This is a genomic window from Pseudomonas sp. B21-021 (genome assembly GCF_024749205.1).
Classification (GTDB): Bacteria; Pseudomonadota; Gammaproteobacteria; order Pseudomonadales; family Pseudomonadaceae; genus Aquipseudomonas; species Aquipseudomonas paraglycinae.
In genome coordinates this window covers 2,123,338-2,147,762 of sequence record NZ_CP087192.1, presented here as the reverse complement: position 1 = coordinate 2,147,762, position 24,425 = coordinate 2,123,338, and the positions used below count along the sequence as shown (strand labels likewise).

At 60.4% G+C, this 24,425-nt stretch carries 27 protein-coding genes; 19 read left to right on the top strand and 8 right to left on the bottom strand.

Annotated features, from left to right (window positions below; all coding sequences use genetic code 11):
* Positions 1-30 precede the first annotated feature (30 nt).
* The gene (locus LOY31_RS09660) at positions 31-396 is read right to left on the bottom strand and encodes a DUF6124 family protein (protein WP_221532994.1); all 366 of its coding nucleotides are present in this window, start codon (positions 394-396) and stop codon (positions 31-33) included.
* A 990-nt stretch (positions 397-1,386) separates the two neighbouring features.
* The gene (locus LOY31_RS09655; RefSeq protein ID WP_221532993.1) at positions 1,387-2,067 is read right to left on the bottom strand and encodes an alpha/beta family hydrolase; all 681 of its coding nucleotides are present in this window, start codon (positions 2,065-2,067) and stop codon (positions 1,387-1,389) included.
* 95 nt (positions 2,068-2,162) lie between these two features.
* Between LOY31_RS09655 and ccoN (LOY31_RS09650) the strand changes: the two genes are divergently transcribed.
* The 10 genes from ccoN (LOY31_RS09650) (at position 2,163) to LOY31_RS09605 (ending at position 9,895) form a co-directional block, all read left to right on the top strand.
* The gene (gene ccoN / locus LOY31_RS09650) at positions 2,163-3,587 is read left to right on the top strand and encodes a cytochrome-c oxidase, cbb3-type subunit I (RefSeq protein WP_085609009.1); all 1,425 of its coding nucleotides are present in this window, start codon (positions 2,163-2,165) and stop codon (positions 3,585-3,587) included.
* A 10-nt stretch (positions 3,588-3,597) separates the two neighbouring features.
* Entirely contained in the window at positions 3,598-4,206 is a 609-nt protein-coding gene (gene ccoO / locus LOY31_RS09645) for a cytochrome-c oxidase, cbb3-type subunit II (protein WP_007960355.1), read from the top strand.
* A gap of 3 nt (positions 4,207-4,209) precedes the next feature.
* A complete protein-coding gene (locus LOY31_RS09640; protein ID WP_085613303.1) occupies positions 4,210-4,407 on the top strand; it encodes a cbb3-type cytochrome c oxidase subunit 3 in 198 nt (65 codons plus the stop codon).
* Complete coding sequence (gene ccoP, locus LOY31_RS09635; RefSeq protein WP_007960353.1) at positions 4,404-5,357, top strand: cytochrome-c oxidase, cbb3-type subunit III; 954 nt, start codon at positions 4,404-4,406, stop codon at positions 5,355-5,357. Before LOY31_RS09640 ends, ccoP (LOY31_RS09635) begins: the two co-directional genes overlap by 4 nt.
* Positions 5,358-5,838: 481 nt before the next feature.
* Positions 5,839-7,281 (top strand): cytochrome-c oxidase, cbb3-type subunit I, encoded by a 1,443-nt coding sequence (gene ccoN, locus LOY31_RS09630; protein WP_007960352.1) that lies wholly within the window; start codon positions 5,839-5,841, stop codon positions 7,279-7,281.
* Complete coding sequence (gene ccoO, locus LOY31_RS09625) at positions 7,281-7,889, top strand: cytochrome-c oxidase, cbb3-type subunit II (RefSeq protein WP_007905434.1); 609 nt, start codon at positions 7,281-7,283, stop codon at positions 7,887-7,889. The genes ccoN (LOY31_RS09630) and ccoO (LOY31_RS09625) overlap by 1 nt, the downstream gene beginning before the upstream one ends.
* A gap of 6 nt (positions 7,890-7,895) precedes the next feature.
* Positions 7,896-8,081, top strand: coding sequence for a CcoQ/FixQ family Cbb3-type cytochrome c oxidase assembly chaperone (locus LOY31_RS09620; RefSeq protein ID WP_003175465.1), 186 nt, complete (start codon positions 7,896-7,898; stop codon positions 8,079-8,081).
* The gene (gene ccoP / locus LOY31_RS09615; protein WP_102717707.1) at positions 8,078-9,061 is read left to right on the top strand and encodes a cytochrome-c oxidase, cbb3-type subunit III; all 984 of its coding nucleotides are present in this window, start codon (positions 8,078-8,080) and stop codon (positions 9,059-9,061) included. The genes LOY31_RS09620 and ccoP (LOY31_RS09615) overlap by 4 nt, the downstream gene beginning before the upstream one ends.
* 171 nt (positions 9,062-9,232) lie before the next feature.
* On the top strand, positions 9,233-9,487 hold the full coding sequence (locus LOY31_RS09610) for a type II toxin-antitoxin system Phd/YefM family antitoxin (RefSeq protein ID WP_039770179.1): 255 nt from the start codon (positions 9,233-9,235) through the stop codon (positions 9,485-9,487).
* Positions 9,488-9,895, top strand: coding sequence for a type II toxin-antitoxin system VapC family toxin (locus LOY31_RS09605; protein WP_127797431.1), 408 nt, complete (start codon positions 9,488-9,490; stop codon positions 9,893-9,895). It begins immediately after the preceding gene.
* 76 nt (positions 9,896-9,971) lie between these two features.
* On the opposite strand, the gene LOY31_RS09600 is transcribed toward LOY31_RS09605, so the two are convergent.
* A complete protein-coding gene (locus tag LOY31_RS09600; RefSeq protein WP_258713151.1) occupies positions 9,972-10,976 on the bottom strand; it encodes a metallophosphoesterase in 1,005 nt (334 codons plus the stop codon).
* A gap of 369 nt (positions 10,977-11,345) precedes the next feature.
* On the opposite strand from LOY31_RS09600, the gene LOY31_RS09595 reads away from it, so the two are divergent.
* The 7 genes from LOY31_RS09595 (at position 11,346) to hemN (ending at position 18,725) form a co-directional block, all read left to right on the top strand.
* Complete coding sequence (locus LOY31_RS09595; RefSeq protein WP_085609015.1) at positions 11,346-11,534, top strand: hypothetical protein; 189 nt, start codon at positions 11,346-11,348, stop codon at positions 11,532-11,534.
* A gap of 264 nt (positions 11,535-11,798) precedes the next feature.
* The gene (gene ccoG / locus LOY31_RS09590) at positions 11,799-13,214 is read left to right on the top strand and encodes a cytochrome c oxidase accessory protein CcoG (RefSeq protein ID WP_007951662.1); all 1,416 of its coding nucleotides are present in this window, start codon (positions 11,799-11,801) and stop codon (positions 13,212-13,214) included.
* A gap of 11 nt (positions 13,215-13,225) precedes the next feature.
* Positions 13,226-13,765, top strand: coding sequence for a FixH family protein (locus LOY31_RS09585; RefSeq protein WP_007951661.1), 540 nt, complete (start codon positions 13,226-13,228; stop codon positions 13,763-13,765).
* Between the two features lie 133 nt (positions 13,766-13,898).
* Positions 13,899-16,349: a heavy metal translocating P-type ATPase gene (locus LOY31_RS09580; protein WP_258713150.1), complete on the top strand. Its 2,451-nt coding sequence runs from the start codon at positions 13,899-13,901 to the stop codon at positions 16,347-16,349.
* 22 nt (positions 16,350-16,371) lie between these two features.
* On the top strand, positions 16,372-16,584 hold the full coding sequence (gene ccoS / locus LOY31_RS09575; protein WP_007951659.1) for a cbb3-type cytochrome oxidase assembly protein CcoS: 213 nt from the start codon (positions 16,372-16,374) through the stop codon (positions 16,582-16,584).
* Complete coding sequence (locus LOY31_RS09570; protein ID WP_039770036.1) at positions 16,577-17,260, top strand: sulfite exporter TauE/SafE family protein; 684 nt, start codon at positions 16,577-16,579, stop codon at positions 17,258-17,260. The genes ccoS and LOY31_RS09570 overlap by 8 nt, the downstream gene beginning before the upstream one ends.
* An 82-nt stretch (positions 17,261-17,342) precedes the next feature.
* Positions 17,343-18,725 (top strand): oxygen-independent coproporphyrinogen III oxidase, encoded by a 1,383-nt coding sequence (gene hemN, locus LOY31_RS09565; RefSeq protein WP_011333280.1) that lies wholly within the window; start codon positions 17,343-17,345, stop codon positions 18,723-18,725.
* Here the strand turns inward: hemN and LOY31_RS09560 are convergent.
* Positions 18,722-19,204: a hypothetical protein gene (locus tag LOY31_RS09560; RefSeq protein WP_258713149.1), complete on the bottom strand. Its 483-nt coding sequence runs from the start codon at positions 19,202-19,204 to the stop codon at positions 18,722-18,724. The genes hemN and LOY31_RS09560 overlap by 4 nt on opposite strands.
* Positions 19,205-19,359: 155 nt before the next feature.
* Here LOY31_RS09560 and fnr point away from each other — a divergent pair, with 155 nt between their 5' ends.
* Together fnr and LOY31_RS09550 are read left to right on the top strand one after the other, a co-directional pair.
* Positions 19,360-20,094, top strand: a complete 735-nt coding sequence (gene fnr / locus LOY31_RS09555) for a fumarate/nitrate reduction transcriptional regulator Fnr (protein ID WP_007951654.1) — start codon at positions 19,360-19,362, stop codon at positions 20,092-20,094.
* 78 nt (positions 20,095-20,172) lie between these two features.
* Positions 20,173-20,721 (top strand): adenine phosphoribosyltransferase, encoded by a 549-nt coding sequence (locus LOY31_RS09550; protein WP_003223345.1) that lies wholly within the window; start codon positions 20,173-20,175, stop codon positions 20,719-20,721.
* A gap of 127 nt (positions 20,722-20,848) precedes the next feature.
* Here the strand turns inward: LOY31_RS09550 and LOY31_RS09545 are convergent, their stop codons facing one another.
* The 4 genes from LOY31_RS09545 to LOY31_RS09530 all read right to left on the bottom strand — a co-directional run bounded on the left by LOY31_RS09545 (position 20,849) and on the right by LOY31_RS09530 (position 24,384).
* Positions 20,849-21,997 carry an acyl-CoA dehydrogenase family protein gene (locus tag LOY31_RS09545; RefSeq protein ID WP_085609020.1) on the bottom strand — a complete coding sequence of 383 codons (1,149 nt, stop codon included), beginning with the start codon at positions 21,995-21,997 and terminating at the stop codon, positions 20,849-20,851.
* Positions 21,998-22,068: 71 nt separating this feature from the next.
* Positions 22,069-22,671, bottom strand: a complete 603-nt coding sequence (gene recR / locus LOY31_RS09540; protein ID WP_007951652.1) for a recombination mediator RecR — start codon at positions 22,669-22,671, stop codon at positions 22,069-22,071.
* 66 nt (positions 22,672-22,737) lie between these two features.
* Positions 22,738-23,772, bottom strand: a complete 1,035-nt coding sequence (locus tag LOY31_RS09535; protein WP_221532988.1) for an NADP-dependent oxidoreductase — start codon at positions 23,770-23,772, stop codon at positions 22,738-22,740.
* A 273-nt stretch (positions 23,773-24,045) separates the two neighbouring features.
* Complete coding sequence (locus tag LOY31_RS09530; RefSeq protein WP_007951650.1) at positions 24,046-24,384, bottom strand: YbaB/EbfC family nucleoid-associated protein; 339 nt, start codon at positions 24,382-24,384, stop codon at positions 24,046-24,048.
* Between the last annotated feature and the right edge of the window lie 41 nt (positions 24,385-24,425).

The following is a 24,425-nucleotide window of genomic DNA, read 5'->3' as shown; positions in this document are numbered from 1 at the left end:
GAGGGAACAAGCCCCTCACCGGGGCGACAACTACCGCGAGACGTGATGGTTATCCAGCACACGATTGACCAGCAGCTCACTCAGCATGATGACCTGCTGCAGAATCTGCATCGCCTTGCGCTGCGACGGATCGACGGTGTTGCCGAGATCCCGGGCCATGTCACTGGCCGATGACAGCGTTTCGCATGCTTCGACCAGCAGCGTTTCGTCATCCATCGTTGGATTGACCAGATAGATCTTGCCGGGCTTGCGCGATGGCTTGGATGTCTTCTGCGCCCCAGGATCGAGGTAATGATTGATCGCCCGCTCGGTTGCCGATTTTATGTTTTCGGCTTCGAGTGCGGCGTCGTAGGGGATTGAATCGGTTTCTGGCGGGTTTGGCGTAATTTTGAACATACGGACTCTCTATCTTGAAAGAATTGAAGAGCCGTCACTTTCGCTACCAAACGAAGGGTGGCGGCCATACGTGGGTTGGTAGACCGGTCAAGACAGAGAAACCCCCGGCGCCCCCGAAGGAGCCCCACGCATGGCCACCATATAAAACTCAGCCCCAAAAATGAGACTGCATAAGGGACACCACACGGCTGTCAAGAAACGGGCTACCAAACCCGATCACTGTTTTTCAGTGACAGGGAAACGATATAGCCCGCCCCATAGCCGCGTAAGCCGGCGGATTCTGGCGTACGCGTAGGCAACGACGCAAGGTGTTGTAGCCCTTATGGCGTAACGGTTCGTGTACTTTAAACGTGCTTGCAGAATTACGTTTATGCGCCAAAAAGCCGGATGTTTGACTGTTCCTTTGCTGTGCTCTGGCAGACCGCTTTCGCGAGCAAGCCCGCTCCCACAGGGATTGCATGCAGTCTGTAAAAACTGGTCGGCTGTCAGGCCGCCATCGCCAGCAGGCTGGCTCCCACAGAAAACGAAAGCAGCTCGCATCCGCTTCTCACCACTCAACACGATGAGCGTTAGCTCGAGTACCGCTTTTGATCTTGATCCACGGGCGACGTCGGAAGGCTGAGTGGAGGGATTCGTCCGGGGGTGGGAGCGCAGCGACCGTTTGGCGAAGCCAAACACATCGAGAGGAGGTGCAGCGAAGCAAACCGTAGGCGATGCCCCCCGGATGAATCCCGGAACGAAGGAACCCCGAGCTTTAGCGAGCGGGCCGGACGTAGGAGCAAGCCTTTTTTTGCTTACTTTTTTGAGGCGTTTGTCAAAAAAGTGAGTCGCCGTAAGGGCGAAACCCTAGGTGGGCTTGACCGCAGCAACGGATATGCACACAGATCGAAAAGTGTGTCGCGTTCAAGATCTACCCCCTCACCCCAGCCCTATCCCCCAGGGGGGCGAGGGGGAAAGGGAGCCGATCTTCATGCGGTTCAAAAATCTCGATCAGTGCTTGAGAAACGCAGCCACTTTCTGCGCGGCGGCAGCCAAATGCTGCTCATGCGTAAACCCGGAAACCTTGAGCGGCTTCAAATCATGATCCCCCGCAGCCAGCCAAAACACCTCGATACTCGGCGATAGATCGTAAGCTTCGACAGCGTCCCGATTGCCAAGAGCATCGCGCTCGCCTTGCACAATCAACGTCCGAGTCTTTAGCCCAGCCAGATGCTCAACCCGTGGCTTCTCAGGCTTACCCACTGCATAAAACGGATAACCCAGACAAACCAGCGCATCCGCACCCAACTCGTCCGCCAAAAGACTGGCCATCCGCCCCCCCATCGACTTCCCGCCAACCGCCAAAACCCCAGCGACATGAAGTCGCACCAAGCCATAAACCTCACGCCAACATTCGAGCAACTTCGGCGCAGGATTCGGCGGTCGCTTAACCCCATCAACCCGCCGCTGCGCCATATAAGGAAACTCAAACCGCAACACATTCACCCCAAGCCCAGCAAGGCGCCCAGCCACATCCGTCATCCACTCACTGTCCATCGGCGCCCCCGCCCCATGCGCGAGAATGAGCGTCGCCGAAGCCTCACCACTGGCCGCATCCCAAAGCCACCCACGATCCCGCAGGCACTGCGCCCATTGATCCCCGTCAATACTGGCCTTGTGCTGTTTGTCCATGCTTGCCTCGCTTTTAGTCTGCCTATAACTCCAGGCGAAGGATTCGCGGCGTTTTCTGCGCGCGCTCACTTCGGCTGAACCGTGGATGGGGAACCATGAACACTTCTATCAGTACCGCCTACAACTACAAGGTGGTCCGCCAATTCGCCATTATGACGGTGGTGTGGGGCATCGTCGGCATGGGGCTCGGGGTTTTTCTCGCGGCTCAATTGGTCTGGCCCGAACTCAACTTCAACCTGCCGTGGACCAGCTTCGGACGCCTGCGCCCGCTGCACACCAACGCGGTGATCTTCGCGTTCGGCGGCTGTGCCTTGTTCGCCAGTTCGTTCTACTCGGTGCAGCGCACCTGCCAGACGCAATTGTTTGCGCCAAAAATCGCCGCCTTCTGCTTCTGGGGCTGGCAACTGGTGATCCTGCTGGCAGCCATCAGCCTGCCACTGGGTTACACCAGCTCCAAGGAATACGCCGAGCTGGAATGGCCGATCGACATCCTGATCACCATCGTCTGGGTCGCCTACGCGATCGTGTTCTTCGGCACGATCATGCAGCGCAAGACCAAGCACATTTATGTGGGCAACTGGTTCTTCGGCGGGTTCATCATCACCGTGGCGATTCTGCACATCGTCAACAACCTTGAATTGCCGGTGAGCTTCACCAAGTCCTACTCGGTGTACGCCGGTGCAACCGACGCGATGGTGCAATGGTGGTACGGCCACAACGCCGTAGGCTTTTTCCTCACCGCCGGTTTCCTCGGGATGATGTACTACTTCGTGCCGAAGCAGGCCGAACGCCCGGTGTATTCGTATCGCCTGTCGATCGTGCACTTCTGGGCGCTGATCACTCTGTACATCTGGGCCGGCCCGCACCACTTGCACTACACCGCCCTGCCGGATTGGGCGCAGTCGCTGGGCATGGTGATGTCGCTGGTTCTGCTGGCGCCGAGCTGGGGCGGCATGATCAACGGCATGATGACCCTATCGGGTGCCTGGCATAAGTTGCGCAGCGACCCGATCCTGCGCTTCCTCGTGGTGTCGCTGGCGTTCTACGGCATGTCGACCTTCGAAGGTCCGATGATGGCGATCAAGACTGTAAACGCCCTCTCCCACTACACCGACTGGACCATCGGCCACGTACACGCCGGCGCGCTCGGCTGGGTGGCGATGATTTCCATCGGCGCGCTGTATCACATGATCCCGAAAATCTTCGGCAAAGAGCAGATGCACAGCATCGGCCTGATCAACGCGCACTTCTGGCTCGCGACCATCGGCACCGTGCTCTACATCGCATCGATGTGGGTCAACGGCATTGCACAAGGCCTGATGTGGCGTGCGGTGAACGAGGACGGCACGCTGACCTACTCCTTCGTCGAAACCCTGGTGGCCAGCCACCCAGGCTTCGTCGTGCGGCTGATTGGCGGGGCGATCTTCCTCAGCGGCATGTTCCTGATGGCTTACAACACCTGGCGCACCGTGCGGGCCTCGCAGCCTGCTGACGTCGTTGCTGCCGCGCAGATGGCCTGAGGAGTCCGCCATGAAACACGAAACGATTGAAAAGAACGTCGGCCTGCTAATGCTGCTGATGGTGTTTGCCGTGAGCATCGGCGGCCTGACCCAGATCGTCCCGCTGTTCTTCCAGGACGTGACCAACAAACCGGTGGAAGGCATGAAGCCCTACACCGCACTGCAACTGGAAGGCCGCGACATCTACATCCGCGAAGGCTGCGTCGGTTGCCACTCGCAGATGATCCGCCCGTTCCGCGCTGAAACCGAACGCTACGGCCACTACTCGGTGGCGGGCGAGAGCGTGTGGGATCACCCGTTCCTGTGGGGCTCGAAACGTACCGGTCCGGACCTGGCCCGGGTCGGCGCGCGTTACTCGGATGACTGGCACCGTGCGCACTTGTACAACCCGCGCAACGTCGTACCGGAATCGAAAATGCCGGCCTACCCATGGCTGGTCACCCAACCGGTCGACAGCAGCCACACCGAGACCAAGCTCAAGGTCATGCGCACCCTCGGCGTGCCGTATACCGATGACGACATCAGCGGCGCGGTGGCCAGCCTCAAGGGCAAGACCGAAATGGACGCCCTCGTCTCCTACCTGCAAGTGCTCGGCACTGCGATCAAGAGCAAGAGGTGAGCCATGGTCATTGAAATGAGCGCGGGCCTCATACGAGGCCTCGGCACGGTCGTGGTGTTCGTGGCCTTCGTCGGCCTGACCCTCTGGGTGTTCAACCGCAAGCGCACGCCGGAATTCGCCGAAGCGCGCCTGCTGCCGTTTGCCGACGAGCCACAACCCGACACTACCCAAGTTAATGAAACAAGGAGTACCCGGCCATGACCACCTTCTGGAGTACGTGGATCTGCGTACTGACCATCGGCAGCCTGATCGGCCTGACCTGGCTGCTGGTCGGCACCCGTCGGGGCGAAACCAAGGGCAGCGTCGACCAGACCATGGGCCACAGCTTCGACGGCATCGAGGAGTACGACAACCCGCTGCCGCAGTGGTGGTTCATGCTGTTCGCCGGCACGCTGGTGTTTTCCGTGGGCTATCTGATCCTTTACCCGGGCCTGGGCAACTGGAAAGGCATCCTGCCCGGCTACGAAGACGGCTGGACCGGCGTCCACGAGTGGGAAAAGGAAATGAGCAAGGCTGACGCCAAGTTCGGGCCGATCTTCGCCAAATTCGCCGCGATGCCGGTGGAAGAAGTGGCGAAGGATCCGCAGGCGCTGAAAATGGGCGGCCGTCTGTTCGCCTCCAACTGCTCGGTGTGCCACGGCTCGGACGCCAAAGGCGCGTTCGGTTTCCCTAACCTCGCCGACAAGGACTGGCGTTGGGGCGGCAGCGCCGAAACGATCAAGACCACCATCATGGGTGGCCGGATGGCGGCGATGCCGGCGTGGGGCGAAGCGCTGGGTGAGGCCGGGGTGAAAAACGTCGCGGCTTACGTGCGTCACGAACTGGCCGGCCTGCCACTGGCGGCGGACAACAAGGCCGACCTGCAAGCCGGGCAGCAAGCGTTCAGCACGATGTGCGTCGCCTGTCACGGGGCAAACGGCCAGGGCACCGAAGCCATGGGCGCGCCGAACCTGACGCACCCGGCCGGTTTCATCTACGGCACCAGCCTGACCCAGCTCGAGCAGACCATTCGCCATGGCCGTCAAGGCCACATGCCCGCTCAGAACGAGCTGTTGGGCAACGATAAAGTGCAATTGCTGGCCGCTTATGTGTACAGCCTGAGCAATGGATTGAATACAGAAAAACTGATTACTGAGGACAATAAAAAGTAATCATTGCGCACAAGACTGCCGCACGTTTCCAGTGCGGCAGTTTCCAGTCCCTTTGCGACGCATTGTCGCACCCCTTCACCCCCTCTCCTTTCGGTTACCCGGATTCGGGTCTACGCTTGCTCGATGCGGACTGGCCCGTGCCGGTTCCAGGTCGACCCCGAGCGAGGCGTTGAACGAATCGGCTGACTGACATGGCCGCAAAGGCCGGTAGATACCGGCTGTCGTGCCAATTACCGTCCGTCACCCGAACCTAGCGTTCGAACACACCCCGTTACATCCGACCGGGACCCCTCGCTTTTTTCGTCCGCTGCGACATTTTGCCCGAGGGCAATTTTGTCCTTACGCGGCGCATGGAAAGGCCGCAGAATCAGCGTTGGAAAGCATTGACGCAGGTCATGGCGCGTTGCATTGACCCCCTGCTTTCTACATACTTGCGGCCGATTTTAATCCTAATAAAACACCCAAACCGTGGAACCTTAGAATGAGCACAGCAATCAGTCCGACTGCTTATAACTATAAGGTAGTCCGCCAGTTCGCCATCATGACGGTGGTCTGGGGGATCCTTGGCATGGGGCTCGGTGTCTTCATCGCCTCGCAACTGGTCTGGCCGGAGTTGAATTTCGGTCTGCCGTGGACGAGCTTTGGACGCCTGCGCCCGTTGCACACAAACCTGGTGATTTTCGCCTTCGGTGGTTGTGCACTGTTTGCCACTTCCTACTATGTCGTGCAGCGAACCTGCCAGACGCGACTGATTTCCGACAGCCTCGCGGCCTTCACCTTCTGGGGATGGCAGGCGGTGATCGTCGGCGCGATCATTACCTTGCCGCTGGGTTACACCACCACCAAGGAATACGCGGAACTGGAATGGCCCCTCGCCATTCTGCTGGCCATTGTCTGGGTCACCTACGGTTTGGTGTTCTTCGGCACCATCACCAAGCGCAAGACCAAGCACATCTATGTCGGTAACTGGTTCTACGGTGCGTTCATCGTGGTGACCGCGATGCTGCACATCGTCAACCACATGTCGCTGCCGGTCAGCCTGTTCAAGTCCTACTCGGCTTACTCGGGCGCCACCGACGCGATGATCCAGTGGTGGTACGGCCACAACGCCGTGGGCTTCTTCCTGACCACCGGTTTCCTGGGGATGATGTACTACTTCGTGCCGAAACAGGCCGAACGTCCGATTTACTCGTATCGTCTGTCGATCGTGCACTTCTGGGCACTGATCACCCTGTACATCTGGGCCGGCCCGCACCACCTGCACTACACCGCGCTGCCGGATTGGGCACAATCGCTGGGCATGGCGATGTCGATCATCCTGCTGGCACCGAGCTGGGGCGGCATGATCAACGGCATGATGACCCTGTCGGGCGCCTGGCATAAGCTGCGCACCGACCCGATCCTGCGCTTCCTCGTGGTATCGCTGGCGTTCTACGGCATGTCGACCTTCGAAGGTCCGATGATGGCGATCAAGACCGTCAACTCGCTCTCGCACTACACCGACTGGACCATCGGCCACGTACACGCCGGCGCGCTCGGCTGGGTAGCGATGATCTCGATCGGCGCGATCTACCACATGATCCCGAAACTGTTCGGCCGTGCGCAGATGCACAGCACCGGCCTGATCAACGCGCACTTCTGGCTCGCAACCATCGGTACCGTTCTGTACATCGCTTCGATGTGGGTCAACGGCATCACCCAGGGCCTGATGTGGCGTGCAATCAACGATGACGGCACCCTCACCTACTCGTTCGTCGAAGCGCTGCAGGCCAGCCACCCTGGTTTCATCGTCCGCGCCCTGGGCGGTGCGTTCTTCGCCAGCGGCATGCTGCTGATGGCTTACAACGTATGGCGCACCGTTCGCGCCTCGAACCCGGCTGAAGCCGAAGCCGCCGCCAAGATTGCCGTAGTTGGAGCTCACTGATGAAGCATGAAGCCGTCGAGAAGAACATTGGCCTGCTGGCTTTCTTCATGGTCATCGCCGTCAGCGTCGGTGGTCTGACCCAAATCGTTCCGCTGTTTTTCCAGGACGTCACCAACAAGCCGGTCGAAGGCATGAAGCCGCGCACCGCCCTTGAACTGGAAGGCCGCGACGTTTACATCGCCAACGGATGTGTCGGCTGCCACTCGCAGATGATCCGTCCGTTCCGTGCCGAAACCGAACGCTACGGCCACTACTCGGTCGCCGGTGAAAGCGTCTGGGATCACCCGTTCCTGTGGGGTTCCAAGCGTACCGGTCCGGACCTGGCCCGCGTCGGCGGTCGTTACTCCGATGACTGGCAGCGTGCGCACTTGTACAACCCGCGCAACGTCGTCCCCGAGTCGAAAATGCCGGCCTACCCGTTCCTCGTAGAAAACAAGCTCGATGGCAAAGACACGGCCAAGAAAATGGAAGTGTTGCGCACGCTCGGCGTCCCTTACACCGACGAAGACATCGCCGGTGCAAAAGATGCCGTGAAGGGCAAAACCGAAATGGACGCGCTGGTGGCCTATCTGCAAGGCCTGGGCACCATCATCAAAAGCAAACGGTGATTCTTAATGGATATCGGGATGATTCGAGGCCTGGGCACCGTTGTCGTGATGGTTGCCTTCATCGGCCTGGCGTTGTGGGTGTTCAGCCCCAAGCGCAAGTCGGAGTTTGAAGACGCGACCTTGCTGCCCTTCGCGGATGATCCCGAAGCCATCAAGCACGTCGAGCAAGCTTCTAGGAGTAACAAAGAATGACTACATTCTGGAGTCTGTACGTCACAGTCCTCAGTCTCGGTACGATCTTTTCCCTGACCTGGCTGTTGTTGTCGACCCGCAAGGGCCAGCGCACCGAGCAGACCGACGAGACGGTCGGCCACTCCTTCGACGGGATCGAGGAGTACGACAACCCGCTGCCGAAATGGTGGTTCATGCTGTTCGTGGGCACCATCGTGTTCGCTCTGGGTTATCTGGTGCTGTACCCGGGCCTGGGCAACTGGAAAGGCCTGCTGCCGGGTTACAACTACCTCGATACCGAGAAGCAGACCGCGTTCGCCAACGGCCAGACCGGCTGGACCGGCGTTCACGAGTGGGAAAAGGAAATGGCCCGTTCGGACGCCAAGTTCGGTCCGATCTTCGCCAAGTTCGCCGCCATGCCGATCGAAGAAGTCGCCAAGGATCCGCAAGCCCTGAAGATGGGTGGCCGTCTGTTCGCCTCCAACTGCTCGGTCTGCCACGGTTCCGACGCCAAGGGCGCTTATGGTTTCCCTAACCTGACCGACGCCGACTGGCGCTGGGGCGGCGAGCCGGAAACCATCAAGACCACCATCATGGGCGGTCGTCACGCGGTGATGCCGGCCTGGGCAGAAGTGATCGGCGAGCAAGGCGTGGCCGATGTAGCCGCATTCGTGCTGACCAACCTGGATGGCCGCAAGCTGCCGGAAGGCACCAAGGCAGATCCGGCCAACGGCCAGAAACTGTTCGCCGCCAACTGCGTGGCGTGCCACGGCCCGGCGGGCAAAGGTACGCCAGCCATGGGCGCACCTGACCTGACCCACCCGGCCGCGTTCATCTACGGTTCGAGCTTCGCCCAACTGCAGCAGACCATCCGTTACGGCCGTCAGGGCCAGATGCCTGCCCAGGAACAACTGCAAGGCAACGACAAGGTTCACCTGCTGGCGGCGTACGTCTACAGCCTGTCCCACGGTGAAAAACCAGCGGAAGCCGAGGCCCAGTAAGGCCAACGCTTGAAGCAAAAAACGGCCCCGCCAATGAGAATTGGCGGGGCCGTTTTGTTTCTGCCCTTTGAATGGCCGACCAGCGGTCAGGCTCGTCAGGCCTTCCCGGTTGTGAGACGCCGGTCGCAGTAGTAACGTTGCTACATATCTTCTTCAGGAGAGGTCGCAATGATGGCCATCACCACCATTTCCAGCCGCGAATTCAATCAGGACACAAGCAGTGCCAAAAAAGCCGCGCGCAATGGGCCGGTGATCATCACGGATCGTGGCAAGCCCGCCCATGTACTGCTAAGCATTGAGGAGTACGAAAAACTCACCGGCCTCAACGCGAGCATCGTCGATCTGCTGGTCATGCCTGAAGCGGCAGACATCGAGTTCGAAACCGAGCGTGCCGTGATCACTCACCGCCCTGTGGATCTGTCCTGAATGTATTTGCTCGACACCAATGTGATTTCCGAACTGCGCAAACCCCAGGCCGACAAGAACGTTGTCGCCTGGGCCAAAACGATCATTGCCCCTCGCATGTTTATCTCGGCCATTACCTTGAAGGAACTGGAGACCGGCGTCCTACGCATGGAGCGCCGTGATCCGGCTCAGGGAAAGATTCTGCGCACCTGGCTCAAGCGCCACGTGATGCCGGCCTTCGATGCGCGAATCCTGCCGGTCGATGCCGCTGTCGCCCTGCGCTGCGCGCGCATTCATGTGCCGGATCAGGCGAATGAAAGCGATGCCCTGATCGCGGCAACGGCGCTGGTTCATGGGTTGACAGTGGTCACTCGCAACACCGGTGACTTTGCATCCAGCGGCGTTGACGTCATCAATCCATGGGACTGAGGCATTCGCCTTACCGAATAAAAGCCATGCCCGAAAATGAAACGGCCCCGCCAATGAGAATTGGCGGGGCCGTTGCTTATGGGCGACTGGCCCAGAGGGATTTCACCAGAACCGTGTGCACGAAATGCGGCTTTTGCCAATCATTGTTCTCGACCAGGTTGACATGCAGTAGCTTGCGATCATCCGAAAAGCTAGCTGTCAGGTACGTCTGCTGGGACGTTGCGCCGCTGAGAAACATCGGCACCTTGCCCATCCAGCGCCTGCCACCACCTTGCGTATGGTAATGACCGGCAAAGATGGCGGTGACCTCATACTTCTCGATCATGTCCTGAAAGCGCTGTTGCTGTTGCCAGTCCCCCTGCCAGTCATCCCACTTGTGCATGTTGATGATGATGGCGTAACCCGATACCCGCGCAAGCCTTAAATCCGTTTCAAGCCAGTCCAGAGCGCTGGTGATATTGAAAGTTGTCGGATTCAACGCATGAGCAATCTTCGTAGTGTAGGTGGGCTCATTATTGAGTTGTACCAAATGAACGTCTCCGACATTTTTCGAGTACGCGAGACTGCCCGAATAACGAATATCCAGAAAAGCCCCAGTGACCTCGAGGTCAAAGTTATCCACCTTCCCCTTATGATATTCGTTGAACTCGACAATGCTACCCGCCGCACAACTATTACTGAAACAGTCATCCACATTATTTTCGTAATCATGATTACCCAAGCCGTACAGGTAATCACCCTTGAAGTATTTTTCCAGGGCCGATTTCATATAGGACCGCTGCCAGCCATGGCCAAAAGCAGTAATGTCACCGTTGATCATCAACGGGATTGCCGCCTGCCCTCCATGGGCGTTTCGAAACGCAGCGATACTGCCCAACTGGCTGTCCACCAGCCACTTGGCACGTTTTTCGAAGTCCGCATCGGATTCCGGCTCTCTACTGTCGGTCTTGTCAGTCCAGGGATATTGCGTGTCGGACGCGAACACCATATGCCGTGGAGCGCCCTCAACGGCATGAGCCAAAGTAACAGAAGAGAATAAACAGACACCCAGCAGAAATTTTACAACTCCATTAAAAGCCATAGCCTCGAAACTCCATTTAACTTGAATAATAACTAGCGACCGAATATCGCCAGACGCAAACATATTCCATCAAATAGTGCTTTTCAAAGCAGATCACGCAGGCAATTAAATAAACTTATTTCAAACACAACAACAGAAACCAGAATTTCTATACTTCAACAAGACCTGTCTAATCTTGACGACTGGAAACCGGCCAAGAAAGAACCGGTTTTCGGCCACGCAGATCAATCTGTGGGGCTAAAAAAACCACATCGCAGCTTCACATCTCGCAACTGAAATTCGATGGGCACATTGGCTGGCAAGCGATAACGTCCTGCTGCAGCCGATGTGCTGACTACCCCACGACTCATCTTGCAAGGAAGCTAAACGATGAAAGAGCAACATCAGAATCAGGATACTGATCAGCCGACTCAAACGGGTGAACAGACGCCACAAAATGATGCGGCCAACGGCGACAGCCTGAGTCGGCAAAAACGCTCCCTAGTGAGCGAAGCCACTGCCGACAGAAAGCGCAGTACCGGCGGGATCGATAGCCTCGGTGGCGGCCGGTTACCTTGACCGACTGATGAAAGCGGCGGCAATGCCTGCACTTCCACAGCATCGCCGTCGCGCTGTCAGCAGCACCTATCGTCTATAGTCAATTGATCTGCATCATGCTTTGTTACATTCGCTACACCATTCATGATTTTTCCCCAACGCGACCAAAGGTCGCACCCGTTCGTCGGCATGACAGGCGTATCATTGCGCCACCGCAACACCCCTTTTTGACCCCGGCCGGCACGTATCGACCGAGGCATTTTTCCACTGCCGTGGGATGCAATGATGAGCAACCAGATTCCGGTACACGACGTCACGCCACCCAGCAAGAACGCGAACAACAGCGTCGACCTTTACGCCTCTCGAGAAAAAATCTACACCCGAGCTTTCACCGGCCTGTTCCGCAATCTGCGGATGATGGGCGGCGCGGCGCTGTTCCTGCTGTATTTCGGTACGGTCTGGCTGAACTGGGGCGGCCATCAGGCCGTGTGGTGGAACCTGCCGGAGCGCAAGTTCTTCATTTTCGGCGCCACGTTCTGGCCGCAGGACTTCATTCTGCTTTCCGGGCTGCTGATCATTGCGGCGTTCGGCCTGTTCTTCATCACCGTGTATGCCGGTCGGGTCTGGTGCGGGTACACCTGCCCGCAAAGCGTGTGGACATGGATTTTCATGTGGTGCGAAAAGGTCACCGAAGGCGACCGCAATCAGCGCATAAAGCTCGACAAGGCGCCGATGAGCGCCAACAAGTTCCTGCGCAAATTCGCCAAGCACGCGCTGTGGCTGCTGATCGGTTTCGTCACCGGCATGACCTTCGTCGGCTACTTCTCGCCGATCCGCGAACTGGTGTTCGAATTCTTCACCGGGCAAGCCGATGGCTGGTCGTATTTCTGGGTCGGTTTCTTCACCCTCGCCACCTACGGCAACGCCGGCTGGCTGCGTGAGCAGGTGTGCATCTACATGTGTCCGTATGCGCGCTTCCAGAGCGTGATGTTCGACAAAGACACGCTGATCGTTTCCTACGACCCGCGTCGCGGTGAAAGCCGTGGCCCGCGCAAGAAAGGCGTCGACTACAAGGCTCAGGGCCTGGGCGACTGCATCGATTGCACCATGTGCGTTCAGGTCTGCCCGACCGGCATCGACATCCGCGACGGCCTGCAGATCGAGTGCATCGGCTGCGCCGCGTGCATCGACGCCTGTGACAGCATCATGGACAAGATGGATTACCCGCGCGGACTGATCAGCTACACCACCGAACACAACTTGTCCGGGCAGAAAACCCATAAACTGCGGCCACGTCTGATCGGCTACGCCGTGGTGCTGCTGGCGATGATCAGCCTGTTGGTCACCGCGTTTTTCATGCGTTCGCTGGTGGGTTTCGACGTCAGCAAGGACCGCGTGCTGTACCGTGAAAACGCCGAAGGCCGGATCGAAAACGTCTACAGCCTGAAGATCATGAACAAGGATCAGCGCGACCACACCTACGTGCTGGAAGCCGCCGGTTTGCCGGATCTGCGCCTGCAAGGCAAACGCGAGATCAAGGTGCCTGCCGGGGAAATCTTCAGCATGCCGGTCGAGTTGTCGAGTGCGCCTGAACAATTGCCATCGAGCACCAACGAGGTGAAATTCATCCTCAAGGATGCCGATGACGACAGCGTCCATGTAGAAGCCAAGAGCCGGTTCATCGGCCCACAAAATCGTTGAGAGAACTGAACATGCCCGCAGCAAACGCCGCAAGTCCCTGGTACAAGCACCTTTGGCCATGGATCATCATCGGGATTCTGGCCTGTTCGGTGACCCTGACGCTGTCCATGGTGACCATCGCGGTGAACAACCCGGACAACCTGGTCAACGACAACTACTACGAGGCCGGCAAAGGCATCAACCGTTCGCTGGATCGCGAACTGCTGGCGCAAACCCTGAAGATGCGCGCTGCCGTGCACCTGGATGATGTGACCGGCGAAGTCGACCTGCGCCTGAGCGGCGACAGCCAGCCGAAAACCCTGGAACTGAACCTGATCTCGCCGACCCAGCCGGAGAAGGATCGCAAGATCGTCCTGGCCCGCAGCGAGACTGAAACGGGCCGCTACATTGGCCAGTTGAGTGACAAGATCGAAGGCCGGCGCTTTGTTGAATTGCTGGGCACTCAGGACGATCACGTTTGGCGGATGTTCGAGGAAGAGCTGGTCAGCCATGACAAGGATTTGTTGCTGGGTGATGAGCCGCTGCAAGGCGCCGAAGACCTGAAAAAATAAGCCTTACACTGATCGTTCCCACGCTCCGCGTGGGCACGCAGCCAGGGACGCTCGGCGTCCCAGCCGAAGCGGACGCGGAGCGTCCAGGGAGGCATTCCCACGCGGAGCGTGGGAACGATCATCGGAACGCCTCATGACCATTCCAATCCCCTGCTACCACTGCGCCCTGCCCGTTCCGTCGGGCAGCCGCTTCACCGCCGTCGTGCTCGGGGAATCCCGCGAGTTCTGCTGCCCCGGCTGTCAGGCGGTGGCCGAAGCCATCGTCGCCGGCGGGCTGGAAAGCTATTACCAGCATCGCAGCGAAGCCTCGGCCAACCCCGAAGCGCTGCCGGTGCAACTGGTCGATGAACTTGAGCTGTACGACCGCGCCGACGTGCAGCAACCTTTCGTGCGCCACGAAGGTGAACTGGCCGAAACCACGCTGCTGATGGAAGGCATCAGTTGCGCCGCGTGCGGCTGGTTGATCGAGAAACACCTGCGCACCCTGCCCGCCGTGGCCGAGGTGCGACTGAACCTGTCCAACCATCGCCTGCATGTGCGCTGGGCAGACACTCAGTTGCCGCTGAGCCAGATCCTCGGCGAACTGCGCCACATCGGCTACGCCGCGCACCCGTATCAGGCCGACCGCGCCAGCGAACAACTGGCCAGCGAAAACCGCCTCGCCCTGCGTCAGCTTGGTGTGGCCGGGCTGCTGTGGTTTCAGGCGATGATGGCGACCATGGCGACCTGGCCGGAATTCAACATCGACCTCAGCCCGGAGCTGCACACGATCCTGCGCTGGGTCGCGCTGTTCCTCACCACGCCGATCGTGTTCTACAGCTGCGCACCGTTTTTCAAAGGCGCCATGCGCGACTTGCGCACCCGTCATCTGACCATGGACGTTTCGGTGTCGCTGGCGATCGGTGCGGCGTATGTCGCCGGGATCTGGACTTCGATCACCGGGGTCGGCGAGCTGTACTTCGACGCGGTAGGCATGTTCGCGCTGTTCCTGCTCGCCGGGCGTTACCTCGAACGCCGCGCCCGCGAGCGCACCGCCGCTGCCACTGCGCAACTGGTCAATCTGCTGCCCGCTTCGTGCCTGCGCCTCGACGACGCCGGCCAAAGTGAACGCATCCTGCTCAGCGAACTGCGCCTCGGTGATCGCGTGCTGGTGCAACCGGGTTCGGTGCTGCCGGCGGACGGCAAGATCCTCGATGGCCAGTCGAGCATCGATGAGTCGGTACTGACCGGCGAATACCTCCCGCAACCGCGCGCCAAGGGCGACGCCGTCACCGCCGGCACGCTGAACGTGGAAGGTGCGCTGACCGTCGAGGTGCAGGCGCTCGGCCAGGACACGCGACTGTCGGCCATTGTTCGCCTGCTGGATCGCGCCCAGGCGGAAAAACCACGACTGGCGGAAATCGCCGACCGCGCCGCGCAATGGTTTTTGTTGCTGTCGCTGATCGCGGCGGCCGCAATCGGTCTGCTGTGGTGGGAGCTGGACTCGTCGCGAGCGTTCTGGATCGTCCTCGCCATGCTGGTCGCAACTTGCCCGTGCGCGCTGTCGCTGGCGACGCCGACCGCGCTCACCGCCGCCACCGGCACCCTGCACAAACTCGGCCTGCTGCTAACCCGTGGCCATGTGCTGGAAGGCCTGAACCAGATCGACACGGTGATCTTCGACAAGACCGGCACCCTCACTGAAGGCCGACTGGTGCTGCGCTCGATCCGACCGCTCGGCGCCCTCGACAGCGATCAGTGCCTGAGTCTGGCCGCCGCCCTGGAAAACCGTTCCGAACACCCGATCGCCCGCGCCTTCGGTCGCGCGCCGCTGGCTGCCGAAGATGTCCACAGTACGCCGGGGCTGGGGCTTGAAGGGTTGGTTGGCGAACAGCGCTTGCGCATCGGTCAGGCGGATTTTGTCTGTGATCTCGGCGGCGCGCCGGTGCCATCGATGCCGAAGGAGCCGGGTCAATGGCTGCTGCTCGGTGACAGTCAAGGGCCGCTGGCCTGGTTCGCCCTCGACGACCGCCTGCGCGACGACGCCCCGGCCCTGCTCGCGGCGTGCAAGGCGCGCGGCTGGCGCACGCTGTTGCTGTCGGGCGACAGTTCGCCGATGGTCGCCAGCGTCGCCGCCGAACTGGGTATCGATGAGGCCCGTGGCGGTCTGCGTCCGGACGACAAGCTGCAAGTGTTGCAACAACTGCACAAGGACGGCCGCAAGGTGTTGATGCTCGGTGACGGCGTCAATGACGTTCCAGTGCTGGCCGCTGCGGACATCAGCGTGGCCATGGGCTCGGCCACCGATCTGGCGAAAACCAGTGCCGATGCGGTGTTGCTGTCCAACCGCCTCGACGCCTTGGTACAAGCCTTCACGCTGGCCCGCCGCACACGTCGGGTGATCATCGAGAACCTGTTGTGGGCCGCGCTGTACAATGGCCTCATGTTGCCGTTCGCCGCCCTCGGCTGGATCACTCCGGTGTGGGCCGCCGTCGGCATGTCGATCAGTTCGCTGACCGTGGTGCTCAACGCCCTGCGCCTGACTCGCCTGCCGAGCGCGCCGGCCGTCAACCCCACGTCAGAAACCCGCCCGCTGCCGGCCTGAGCCGCGCGGGCATGGAGTACAGATGCCAGCTCTCTACGTGATGATTCCGGCCGCGCTGCTGATCGTGGCCATCGCCGTCTACATCTTCTTCTGGGCGGTGGACAGCGGCCAGTACGACGACCTCGACGGCCCGGCCCACAGCATCCTGTTCGACGACCAGGACCCGAACCACACCGCTGCGGTAGACGAAGCCAACCCCGCCAAACCGGACGACAAGGCGCCACCCCATGCTTGAACTGGCGCCACTGCTGGTGTCTGCGTTGATTCTTGGCCTGCTCGGCGGCGGGCATTGCCTGGGCATGTGCGGCGGCTTGATGGGCGCGCTGACCCTGGCGATTCCCAAGGAACAACGCAGCCGACGCTTTCGATTGTTGCTGGCCTATAACCTCGGGCGGATTCTCAGCTATGCCACGGCCGGATTGCTGATCGGGCTGGCGGGATGGGCGGTGGCCAACAGTCCTGCTGCGCTGTTCATGCGCGTGCTCGCCGGGTTGCTGCTGATCGCCATGGGCCTGTATCTGGCGGGCTGGTGGAGCGGCCTGACCCGCATCGAAAGCCTCGGTCGCGGACTGTGGCGTTACATCCAGCCAGTCGCCAATCGCCTGCTGCCGGTTTCGAGCCTGCCCCGGGCTTTGCTGCTCGGCGCGCTGTGGGGATGGCTGCCGTGCGGGCTGGTTTACAGCACGTTGTTGTGGTCGGCCAGTCAGGGCAATGCACTGGACAGCGCGTTGCTGATGCTCGCCTTCGGGCTCGGTACCTGGCCGGTGTTGCTGGCAACCGGCCTCGCGGCCGAGCGGGTCACGGCACTGTTGCGCAAACGCAGCGTGCGCATGGCCGGCGGTCTGCTGGTGATCCTGTTCGGTATCTGGACCCTGCCGGGGCCGCACCAGCACTGGCTGATGGGCCACTGATCCCGTTGATGCAAATCAAGATGCCCCACCGCGCCCTCCCCTAGACTCGGCACACTGCCAGCCTATCCGGGGGAATGCCCGCATGCTCGACGCCATTCGTTGGGACACCGATTTGATCCGCCGCTACGACCTGGCGGGGCCGCGCTACACCTCGTACCCGACGGCCGTGCAATTTCACAGTCAGGTCGGCACCTTCGACCTGTTTCACGCCCTGCGCGACAGCCGCAAGGCTCTGCGCCCGTTGTCGCTGTACGTGCACGTGCCGTTCTGCGCGAACATCTGCTACTACTGCGCCTGCAACAAGGTCATCACCAAGGATCGCGGCCGCGCGTTGCCCTATCTGCAACGGCTTGAGCAGGAAATCCAGCTGATCGCCTGCCACCTCGACCCGGCGCAGAAAGTCGAGCAACTGCACTTCGGCGGCGGCACGCCGACCTTTCTTAGCCACGATGAGTTGCGCCAGTTGATGGCGCACCTGCGCAAGCATTTCAATTTGCTGGACGATGACTCCGGCGACTACGGCATCGAGATCGACCCGCGCGAAGCCGACTGGTCGACCATGGGCCTGCTGCGCGAATTAGGCTTCAACCGGGTCAGCATCGGCCTGCAGGATCTCGACCCGGCAGTACAACGGGCGGTCAATCGCCTGCAAAGCCTGGAAGAAACCCGTGCGGTGATCGACGCGGCACGCACCCTGCAATTTCGCTCGATCAACATCGACCTGATCTACGGCCTGCCCAAGCAGACTCCGGACAACTTCGCCCGCACCGTCGAGGAAGTTATCAGCCTGCAACCGGACCGGCTGTCGGTGTTCAACTACGCGCACCTGCCGGAACGCTTCATGCCGCAGCGGCGGATCAACGGCAACGAACTGCCGAGCCCGGCGCAGAAGCTGGAAATGCTGCAACGCACCATCGAACAACTGACCGCCGCCGGCTACCGCTACATCGGCATGGACCATTTCGCCCTGCCCGACGATGAACTGGCGATTGCTCAGGAAGAATCGACCTTGCAACGCAATTTCCAGGGTTACACCACCCACGGTCATTGCGACCTGATCGGTCTGGGCGTGTCGGCGATCAGCCAGATTGGTGATCTGTACTGCCAGAACAGCAGCGACCTCAATCACTACCAGAACACCCTCGCCGGCGCGCAACTGGCCACCAGCCGGGGTTTGGTGTGCAACGCTGACGATCGCTTGCGCCGCGCGGTGATCCAGCAACTGATCTGCAATTTCAGCCTGGACTTCGCCGAGATCGAGCGCAGCTTCAACATCGATTTTCAGGGTTACTTCGGCGCGCTCTGGCCACAATTGCAGGGCATGGCGCAGGACGGGCTGATCGAACTGGATCGCGAGCGCATCACCGTGCTACCGGCCGGGCGCCTGCTGGTGCGTTCGGTGTGCATGGTGTTCGACGCGTATCTGGAACAGCAGAACCGCCAGCGTTTTTCGCGGGTGATTTAGCTCTTCATCAGCAGCGCGTTGGTTTTCAGGTTCTGGTCTGCGGTCAGGCCCGATTGGTCGATGACTTTGGTCAGGGACAGATTGGCGGTGATCAGACCGTTGTTGAGGGCGGAGATGGCGCCTTTGAGGGCAGCGATCTTGGCGAATCGCTCTTCGTTGGAAAGGGTCTTGTTGGCCATCAGTGCGTTGATCTGGGCGTTCTTCTCGGCGATCTGCTGGCGAAACTTGCGAATCATCTTCAGCAATTGCTGGACGTTTTCCGGCAAGCCGCTTTCATCGATATCGCTGTTTTTCCCGCCGACACCAGCGGATTTAGCAATGGCGGCACCGGACAGCGACACTTTGACGCCCTCGACCAAGGTCGGGCTTCCCAACGATGCCGCGTCTGTGCCGGACTCATCGTCAACGGAGGTTTCAGCACTTTCCAGCAACGACGCAACACCACTGTTACCGGGGGTCAGCGTACCTATAGCAGTCATCGAAGCGGTTCCTTGCATGCCGTCAGATACCTGTTTATCGGCCGTCATCCCTGCGGCTTTATGCCGTGGGGGCAATCTCGCCACAGACTGGCCTGAATGTCCTCCGCTGGGTTACCCTTACGCCTTATGTGTGTTTTCCCACAAGGATTTAAGAAATGTCCGAGCCAGTTAAACTGCGCGCTCACAACCAGGCTAATTGCAAGGATTGCAGCCTGGCCCCTCTCTGCCTGCCACTTTCGCTGAATCTGGAAGACATGGATGCGCTGGACGAAATCGTTAAACGTGGCCGCCCGTTGAAAAAGGGTGAGTTCCTGTTCCGCCAGGGCGACACCTTCGATTCCGTTTATGCAGTACGCTCCGGCGCCCTCAAGACCTTCAGCCTGAGCGACACCGGCGAAGAACAACTGACCGGCTTCCACCTGCCGAGCGAACTGGTCGGGCTGTCCGGCATGGACACCGAGAAACACCCGGTTTCCGCCCAGGCGCTGGAAACCACTTCGGTCTGCGAGATTCCATTCGAACGCCTCGACGAACTGGCCCTGCAATTGCCGCAGCTGCGCCGTCAGTTGATGCGCGTGATGAGCCGCGAAATCCGCGACGACCAGCAGATGATGTTGCTGCTGTCGAAGAAGACCGCCGACGAGCGCATCGCCACCTTCCTGGTCAACCTGTCTGCGCGTTTCCGCGCTCGCGGCTTCTCGGCCAACCAGTTCCGCCTGAGCATGTCGCGCAATGAAATCGGCAACTATCTGGGGCTGGCGGTGGAAACCGTGTCCCGGGTCTTCACCCGCTTCCAGCAGAACGAACTGATCGCCGCCGAAGGCAAGGAAATCCATATCCTCGACCCGATCCAGCTCTGCGCCCTGGCCGGCGGCTCGCTCGAAGTCTGATCTCGACCCGCGGCCGAGCGTATCGTTTCAGCCGCGGGTATACTGCGCCGTTTGCAGCCCTGCCAGGACACCTCGACGATGGTCTTCGACTCCTTCGACATCAAATCCCTGATCCGCCCCGTGATCGACTTCCCGAAACCGGGCGTGATCTTTCGCGACATCACCCCGCTGTTCCAGTCGCCCAAGGCCCTGCGCCTGGTGATGGACAGCTTCGCCCACCGCTATGTGGAAGCCGACTTCACCCATATCGGTGCGATGGATGCGCGCGGTTTCCTGATCGGTTCGGTGCTGGCCTATCAGCTGAACAAGCCGCTGGTGCTGTTCCGCAAGCAAGGCAAACTGCCGGCGGACGTGCTGGCTGAAGGTTACGCGACCGAGTACGGCGAAGCGTTCCTCGAAGTGCACGCCGACAGCCTGTGTGAAGGCGATTCGGTGGTGATGTTCGATGACCTGATCGCCACCGGCGGCACGTTGATCGCAGCGGCCAACCTGATCCGCCGCATGGGCGCCCGCGTTCATGAAGCGGCGGCGATCATTGATCTGCCGGAGCTGGGTGGTTCGCAGCGTCTTGAGGACATGGGGATTCCGACGTTCTGCCTGACGCAGTTTGCGTTGACTGACAAGTAAGCGGCGCCTGCCGTTACGCCTTCGCGAGCAAGCCCGCTCCCACATTCGACCGCATTCCCCTGATGGAGCACGATCGAATGTGGGAGCGGGCTTGCTCGCGAAAGGGCCACCAGCGTCACCAAAAAATCTAAAGCCCCATCTGTTTGCTGATGATCTCGTTCATCACTTCCCGCGTCCCGCCGCCAATCGACAAGATGCGGTTATCCCGATACAGCCGCTCCACCAGGCTTTCGCGCATATAACCCAGCCCGCCAAGAATCTGCACCGCCTCGTTGGTGATGCGGTCCGAGGTGTCCGTGGCGAAGTTCTTGGCCATGGAAATCTCCTTGATCACGCTCTGCCCCGCCGCCATTTTCGCCGCCTGCCGGTAGGTGAACTCCCGCGAGACTTCCAGCGCCGTGGCCATTTCCGCGAGGCGATGCTTGATCACCTGGAACTTGCCGATGGGTTTGCCGAACGCTTCACGCTCCTTCGCCCACTTCAGGCTTTCTTCCAGCGCCAGTTGCGCGGTCATGTTGGCCATCAGCGCCAAGGCCAGACGTTCGCTCTGGAAGTTACCCATGATGCAGGCGAATCCCATGTTTTCAGCGCCGATCAGATTTCCCACAGGCACCCGGCAATCGTCGAAGAACAATTCAGCCGTGTCCGACGCCCACCAGCCCATTTTCTTCAGTTGCCGGCCGACGGTGAAACCCGGCGTGCCCCTCTCGATCAGCAGCAGACTGATACCGCCAAAACCGGGCGCACCGGTACGCACCGCGACGGTGTAGTAGTCGGCGCGTACGCCACTGGTGATAAAGGTTTTGCTGCCGCTGACCCGGTAATGATCGCCATCGCGTACGGCGCGGGTCTGCAGGTTGGCGACGTCGGAGCCACCGCCCGGTTCGGTAACGGCCAATGCGCTGATTTTCTCGCCGCTGAGCACTTGAGGGACGACACGGTCACGCACTTCGGGTCGGGCCCATTTGACGATCGGCGGCAAACCGATATCGAGCGAGCCGAGCCCGGCTACCAGCCCGCCGGAGCCGCAACGCATCAGTTCTTCGCTGGCGGCGATCTTGGCGAACAGATCACCTTCGTGACTGCCGCCCAGCGCTTCGGGGTAACCGATGCCGAGAATGCCGGCCGCACCGGCCTTGAGGTACAGCTCACGGGGAAAGCTTTCGGCTTCTTCCCACGCATCGATGTCCGGCAGGATCTCGCGTTCGACGAAACGTCTGACGCTGTCGCGGACCATTTGATGGCTGGGGTCGAAGTATTCCTGGAAGGCGGGCATCGGCGAACTCCATGGAAGGGTTCGCCGAACTTAACCGAGCGCTTGCTTGGTTTTCAACAGGATTGTGTGGCTCAGAGGGAAATCGGCTTGCGCCCGGCAAACGAGTGAGCCAGCGTGCCGCCGTCCACCAGCTCCAGTTCGCCGCCCAACGGTACGCCGTGGGCGATGCGCGAGGCGATCAGGCCTTTGTTCTGCAGCAACTGAGCGATGTAGTGCGCCGTCGCTTCGCCTTCCACGGTCGGGTTGGTGGCGAGGATGACTTCGGTGAAGGTGCCCGCCTCTTCGATCCGCGCCATCAACTGCGGAATGCCGATGGCTTCCGGGCCCAGGCCGTCCAGCGGCGAGAGATGCCCCTTGAGCACGAAATAGCGACCACGGAATCCGGTCTGTTCGACCGCGTAGACGTCCATCGGCCCTTCCACCACGCACAGCAGCGTGTCGTCGCGACGGGTGTCGGCGCATTGCGGGCACAGATCGTCTTCGGTCAGCGTGCGGCACTGGCGGCAGTGTCCGACCCCTTCCATGGCCTGGCTCAAGGCCTGGGCCAGACGCGTACCGCCGCTGCGGTCACGTTCGAGCAACTGCAACGCCATACGCTGGGCAGTTTTCTGACCCACGCCCGGCAAAGTTCGCAGGGCGTCGATCAGTTGGCGAATCAAAGGGCTGAAGCTCATGGGGAAAAAGTCCGACAAAACAACGAGACGCGGTTTATACCCGCGCCTCCGGCCAGCGTCAAATCCTCAGTCCTGGGCGACCTTCACCACCAGTTTGCCGAAGTTGCGCCCCTCCAGCAGCCCGATAAACGCTTGCGGCGCCTGCTCCAGGCCCTCGACCACGTCCTCGCGGAATTTCACCTTGCCGTCGCGCACCCACGGCACCATGGCGCTGATGAATTCCGGCTGACGGTCGCCGTAGTCGTCGAACACGATGAAGCCCTGAATCCGTACGCGCTTGGTCAGCAAGGTGCGCTGTAGTGCAGGCAGGCGATCCGGGCCTTTCGGCGCTTCCGAGGCGTTGTAGCCGGCGATCAGGCCGCACAGCGGGATCCGCGCCTTGGGATTGAGCAGCGGCACGACCGCATCGAAGACATGGCCACCGACGTTTTCGTAATAGATGTCGATGCCATTGGGGCAGGCCTTAGCCAGTTGCTCGGCGAAGTCTGGGGCCTTGTGATCGATGCAGGCGTCGAAGCCCAGTTCCTCGACCACGTATTTGCATTTTTCCGCACCACCGGCCACGCCGACGGCGCGCAGGCCTTTAATCTTGGCGACCTGGCCGACCACCGAGCCCACTGCACCGGAAGCGGCGGCGACCACCAGGGTCTCCCCTTCTTTTGGCTGGCCGATGTCCATCAAACCCATGTACGCGGTCATGCCGGGCATGCCCAGTACGCCGAGCGCCATCGACGGGCTCGGCAGGCCGGACGGGATCGGGATGATGTTGCGGCCATCGCTGATGCTGTGGCTTTGCCAACCGGTGGCACCGACCACCAGATCGCCAGGGTGGAATTTCGGATGACGCGACTGTTCGACCCGGCTGACAGCCCCGCCGGTCATCACCTCGCCGATTTGTACCGGTGCCGCGTAGGACGGCGCGTCACTCATGCGCCCGCGCATGTAGGGATCGAGCGACAGGTACAGGGTCTTGAGCAACACTTGGCCGTCTTCAAGGTCCGGCAGCGCCTCGCGCTCCAGACGGAAGTTCTCGGGCGTTGGCGCACCTACCGGCCGCGAGGCCAGCACGAAGCGTTGATTGAGGGTCAGAGAGTCGGACATGTCAGCGTCTCCTTTGAATGATGAATTCGGCGGTATAGGGAGCAGACCTTGGTGGGCATGGTGCGTTCCGCTTGATGATCGTTGTTCGGTCGAGGTCTCGATCTGTCCACGCGGGAATAGCTTAACGGACGTTCCGTGTACGGCGTTGGATTTGGGACGCGGAGCGTCCCGGCTGCATTCCCACGCAGAGCGTGGGAACGATCAAAGGGCCAAAAAAAATGCCAGGCGCGATGCCTGGCATTTTTTGTAGCTCATCCAACCCGCAAAGGCGAATCAGAACGGTAGTTTCATACCGGCCGGCAGGTTCATGCCAGCGGTCATGCTGCCCATTTTCGCCTGGCTGTTGGCTTCGATCTGACGCACAGCGGCGTTGACGGCTGCAGCCACCAGATCCTCGACCACTTCACGGTCGTCTTCGTCCAGGCCCGGCAGTACGCTCGGGTCGATGCTGACTTTCTTCACGTCATGACGACCAGTCATCACCACGGTGACCAGATCGCCACCGGCTTTGCCGGTGACTTCGGCGTTGGCCAGTTCTTCCTGCATCTTGGCCATTTTTTCCTGCATCTGCTGCGCCTGCTTCATCAGGCCGGCCATGCCACCTTTCATCATGGGAATCACCTCAAAAGTACTTGGATCAAAACAGCGCCCGG

Excerpts from the sequence above, each read along its gene's own strand:
- ccoO (WP_007960355.1), top strand. The coding sequence starts at position 3,598 with ATGAAACACGAAACGATTGAAAAGAACGTCGGCCTGCTAATGCTGCTG.
- LOY31_RS09620 (WP_003175465.1), top strand. The coding sequence starts at position 7,896 with ATGGATATCGGGATGATTCGAGGCCTGGGCACCGTTGTCGTGATGGTT.
- ccoG (WP_007951662.1), top strand. The coding sequence starts at position 11,799 with ATGAGCAACCAGATTCCGGTACACGACGTCACGCCACCCAGCAAGAAC.
- LOY31_RS09660 (WP_221532994.1), bottom strand. The coding sequence starts at position 396 with ATGTTCAAAATTACGCCAAACCCGCCAGAAACCGATTCAATCCCCTAC.
- LOY31_RS09570 (WP_039770036.1), top strand. The coding sequence starts at position 16,577 with ATGCTTGAACTGGCGCCACTGCTGGTGTCTGCGTTGATTCTTGGCCTG.
- recR (WP_007951652.1), bottom strand. The coding sequence starts at position 22,671 with ATGAGCTTCAGCCCTTTGATTCGCCAACTGATCGACGCCCTGCGAACT.
- LOY31_RS09550 (WP_003223345.1), top strand. The coding sequence starts at position 20,173 with ATGGTCTTCGACTCCTTCGACATCAAATCCCTGATCCGCCCCGTGATC.
- hemN (WP_011333280.1), top strand. The coding sequence starts at position 17,343 with ATGCTCGACGCCATTCGTTGGGACACCGATTTGATCCGCCGCTACGAC.
- LOY31_RS09655 (WP_221532993.1), bottom strand. The coding sequence starts at position 2,067 with ATGGACAAACAGCACAAGGCCAGTATTGACGGGGATCAATGGGCGCAG.
- LOY31_RS09580 (WP_258713150.1), top strand. The coding sequence starts at position 13,899 with ATGACCATTCCAATCCCCTGCTACCACTGCGCCCTGCCCGTTCCGTCG.
- LOY31_RS09610 (WP_039770179.1), top strand. The coding sequence starts at position 9,233 with ATGGCCATCACCACCATTTCCAGCCGCGAATTCAATCAGGACACAAGC.
- LOY31_RS09605 (WP_127797431.1), top strand. The coding sequence starts at position 9,488 with ATGTATTTGCTCGACACCAATGTGATTTCCGAACTGCGCAAACCCCAG.
- fnr (WP_007951654.1), top strand. The coding sequence starts at position 19,360 with ATGTCCGAGCCAGTTAAACTGCGCGCTCACAACCAGGCTAATTGCAAG.
- LOY31_RS09530 (WP_007951650.1), bottom strand. The coding sequence starts at position 24,384 with ATGATGAAAGGTGGCATGGCCGGCCTGATGAAGCAGGCGCAGCAGATG.
- LOY31_RS09585 (WP_007951661.1), top strand. The coding sequence starts at position 13,226 with ATGCCCGCAGCAAACGCCGCAAGTCCCTGGTACAAGCACCTTTGGCCA.
- LOY31_RS09600 (WP_258713151.1), bottom strand. The coding sequence starts at position 10,976 with ATGGCTTTTAATGGAGTTGTAAAATTTCTGCTGGGTGTCTGTTTATTC.
- ccoP (WP_102717707.1), top strand. The coding sequence starts at position 8,078 with ATGACTACATTCTGGAGTCTGTACGTCACAGTCCTCAGTCTCGGTACG.
- ccoN (WP_007960352.1), top strand. The coding sequence starts at position 5,839 with ATGAGCACAGCAATCAGTCCGACTGCTTATAACTATAAGGTAGTCCGC.
- ccoP (WP_007960353.1), top strand. The coding sequence starts at position 4,404 with ATGACCACCTTCTGGAGTACGTGGATCTGCGTACTGACCATCGGCAGC.
- ccoS (WP_007951659.1), top strand. The coding sequence starts at position 16,372 with ATGCCAGCTCTCTACGTGATGATTCCGGCCGCGCTGCTGATCGTGGCC.
- LOY31_RS09560 (WP_258713149.1), bottom strand. The coding sequence starts at position 19,204 with ATGACTGCTATAGGTACGCTGACCCCCGGTAACAGTGGTGTTGCGTCG.
- LOY31_RS09535 (WP_221532988.1), bottom strand. The coding sequence starts at position 23,772 with ATGTCCGACTCTCTGACCCTCAATCAACGCTTCGTGCTGGCCTCGCGG.
- LOY31_RS09545 (WP_085609020.1), bottom strand. The coding sequence starts at position 21,997 with ATGCCCGCCTTCCAGGAATACTTCGACCCCAGCCATCAAATGGTCCGC.
- ccoO (WP_007905434.1), top strand. The coding sequence starts at position 7,281 with ATGAAGCATGAAGCCGTCGAGAAGAACATTGGCCTGCTGGCTTTCTTC.
- ccoN (WP_085609009.1), top strand. The coding sequence starts at position 2,163 with ATGAACACTTCTATCAGTACCGCCTACAACTACAAGGTGGTCCGCCAA.
- LOY31_RS09640 (WP_085613303.1), top strand. The coding sequence starts at position 4,210 with ATGGTCATTGAAATGAGCGCGGGCCTCATACGAGGCCTCGGCACGGTC.
- LOY31_RS09595 (WP_085609015.1), top strand. The coding sequence starts at position 11,346 with ATGAAAGAGCAACATCAGAATCAGGATACTGATCAGCCGACTCAAACG.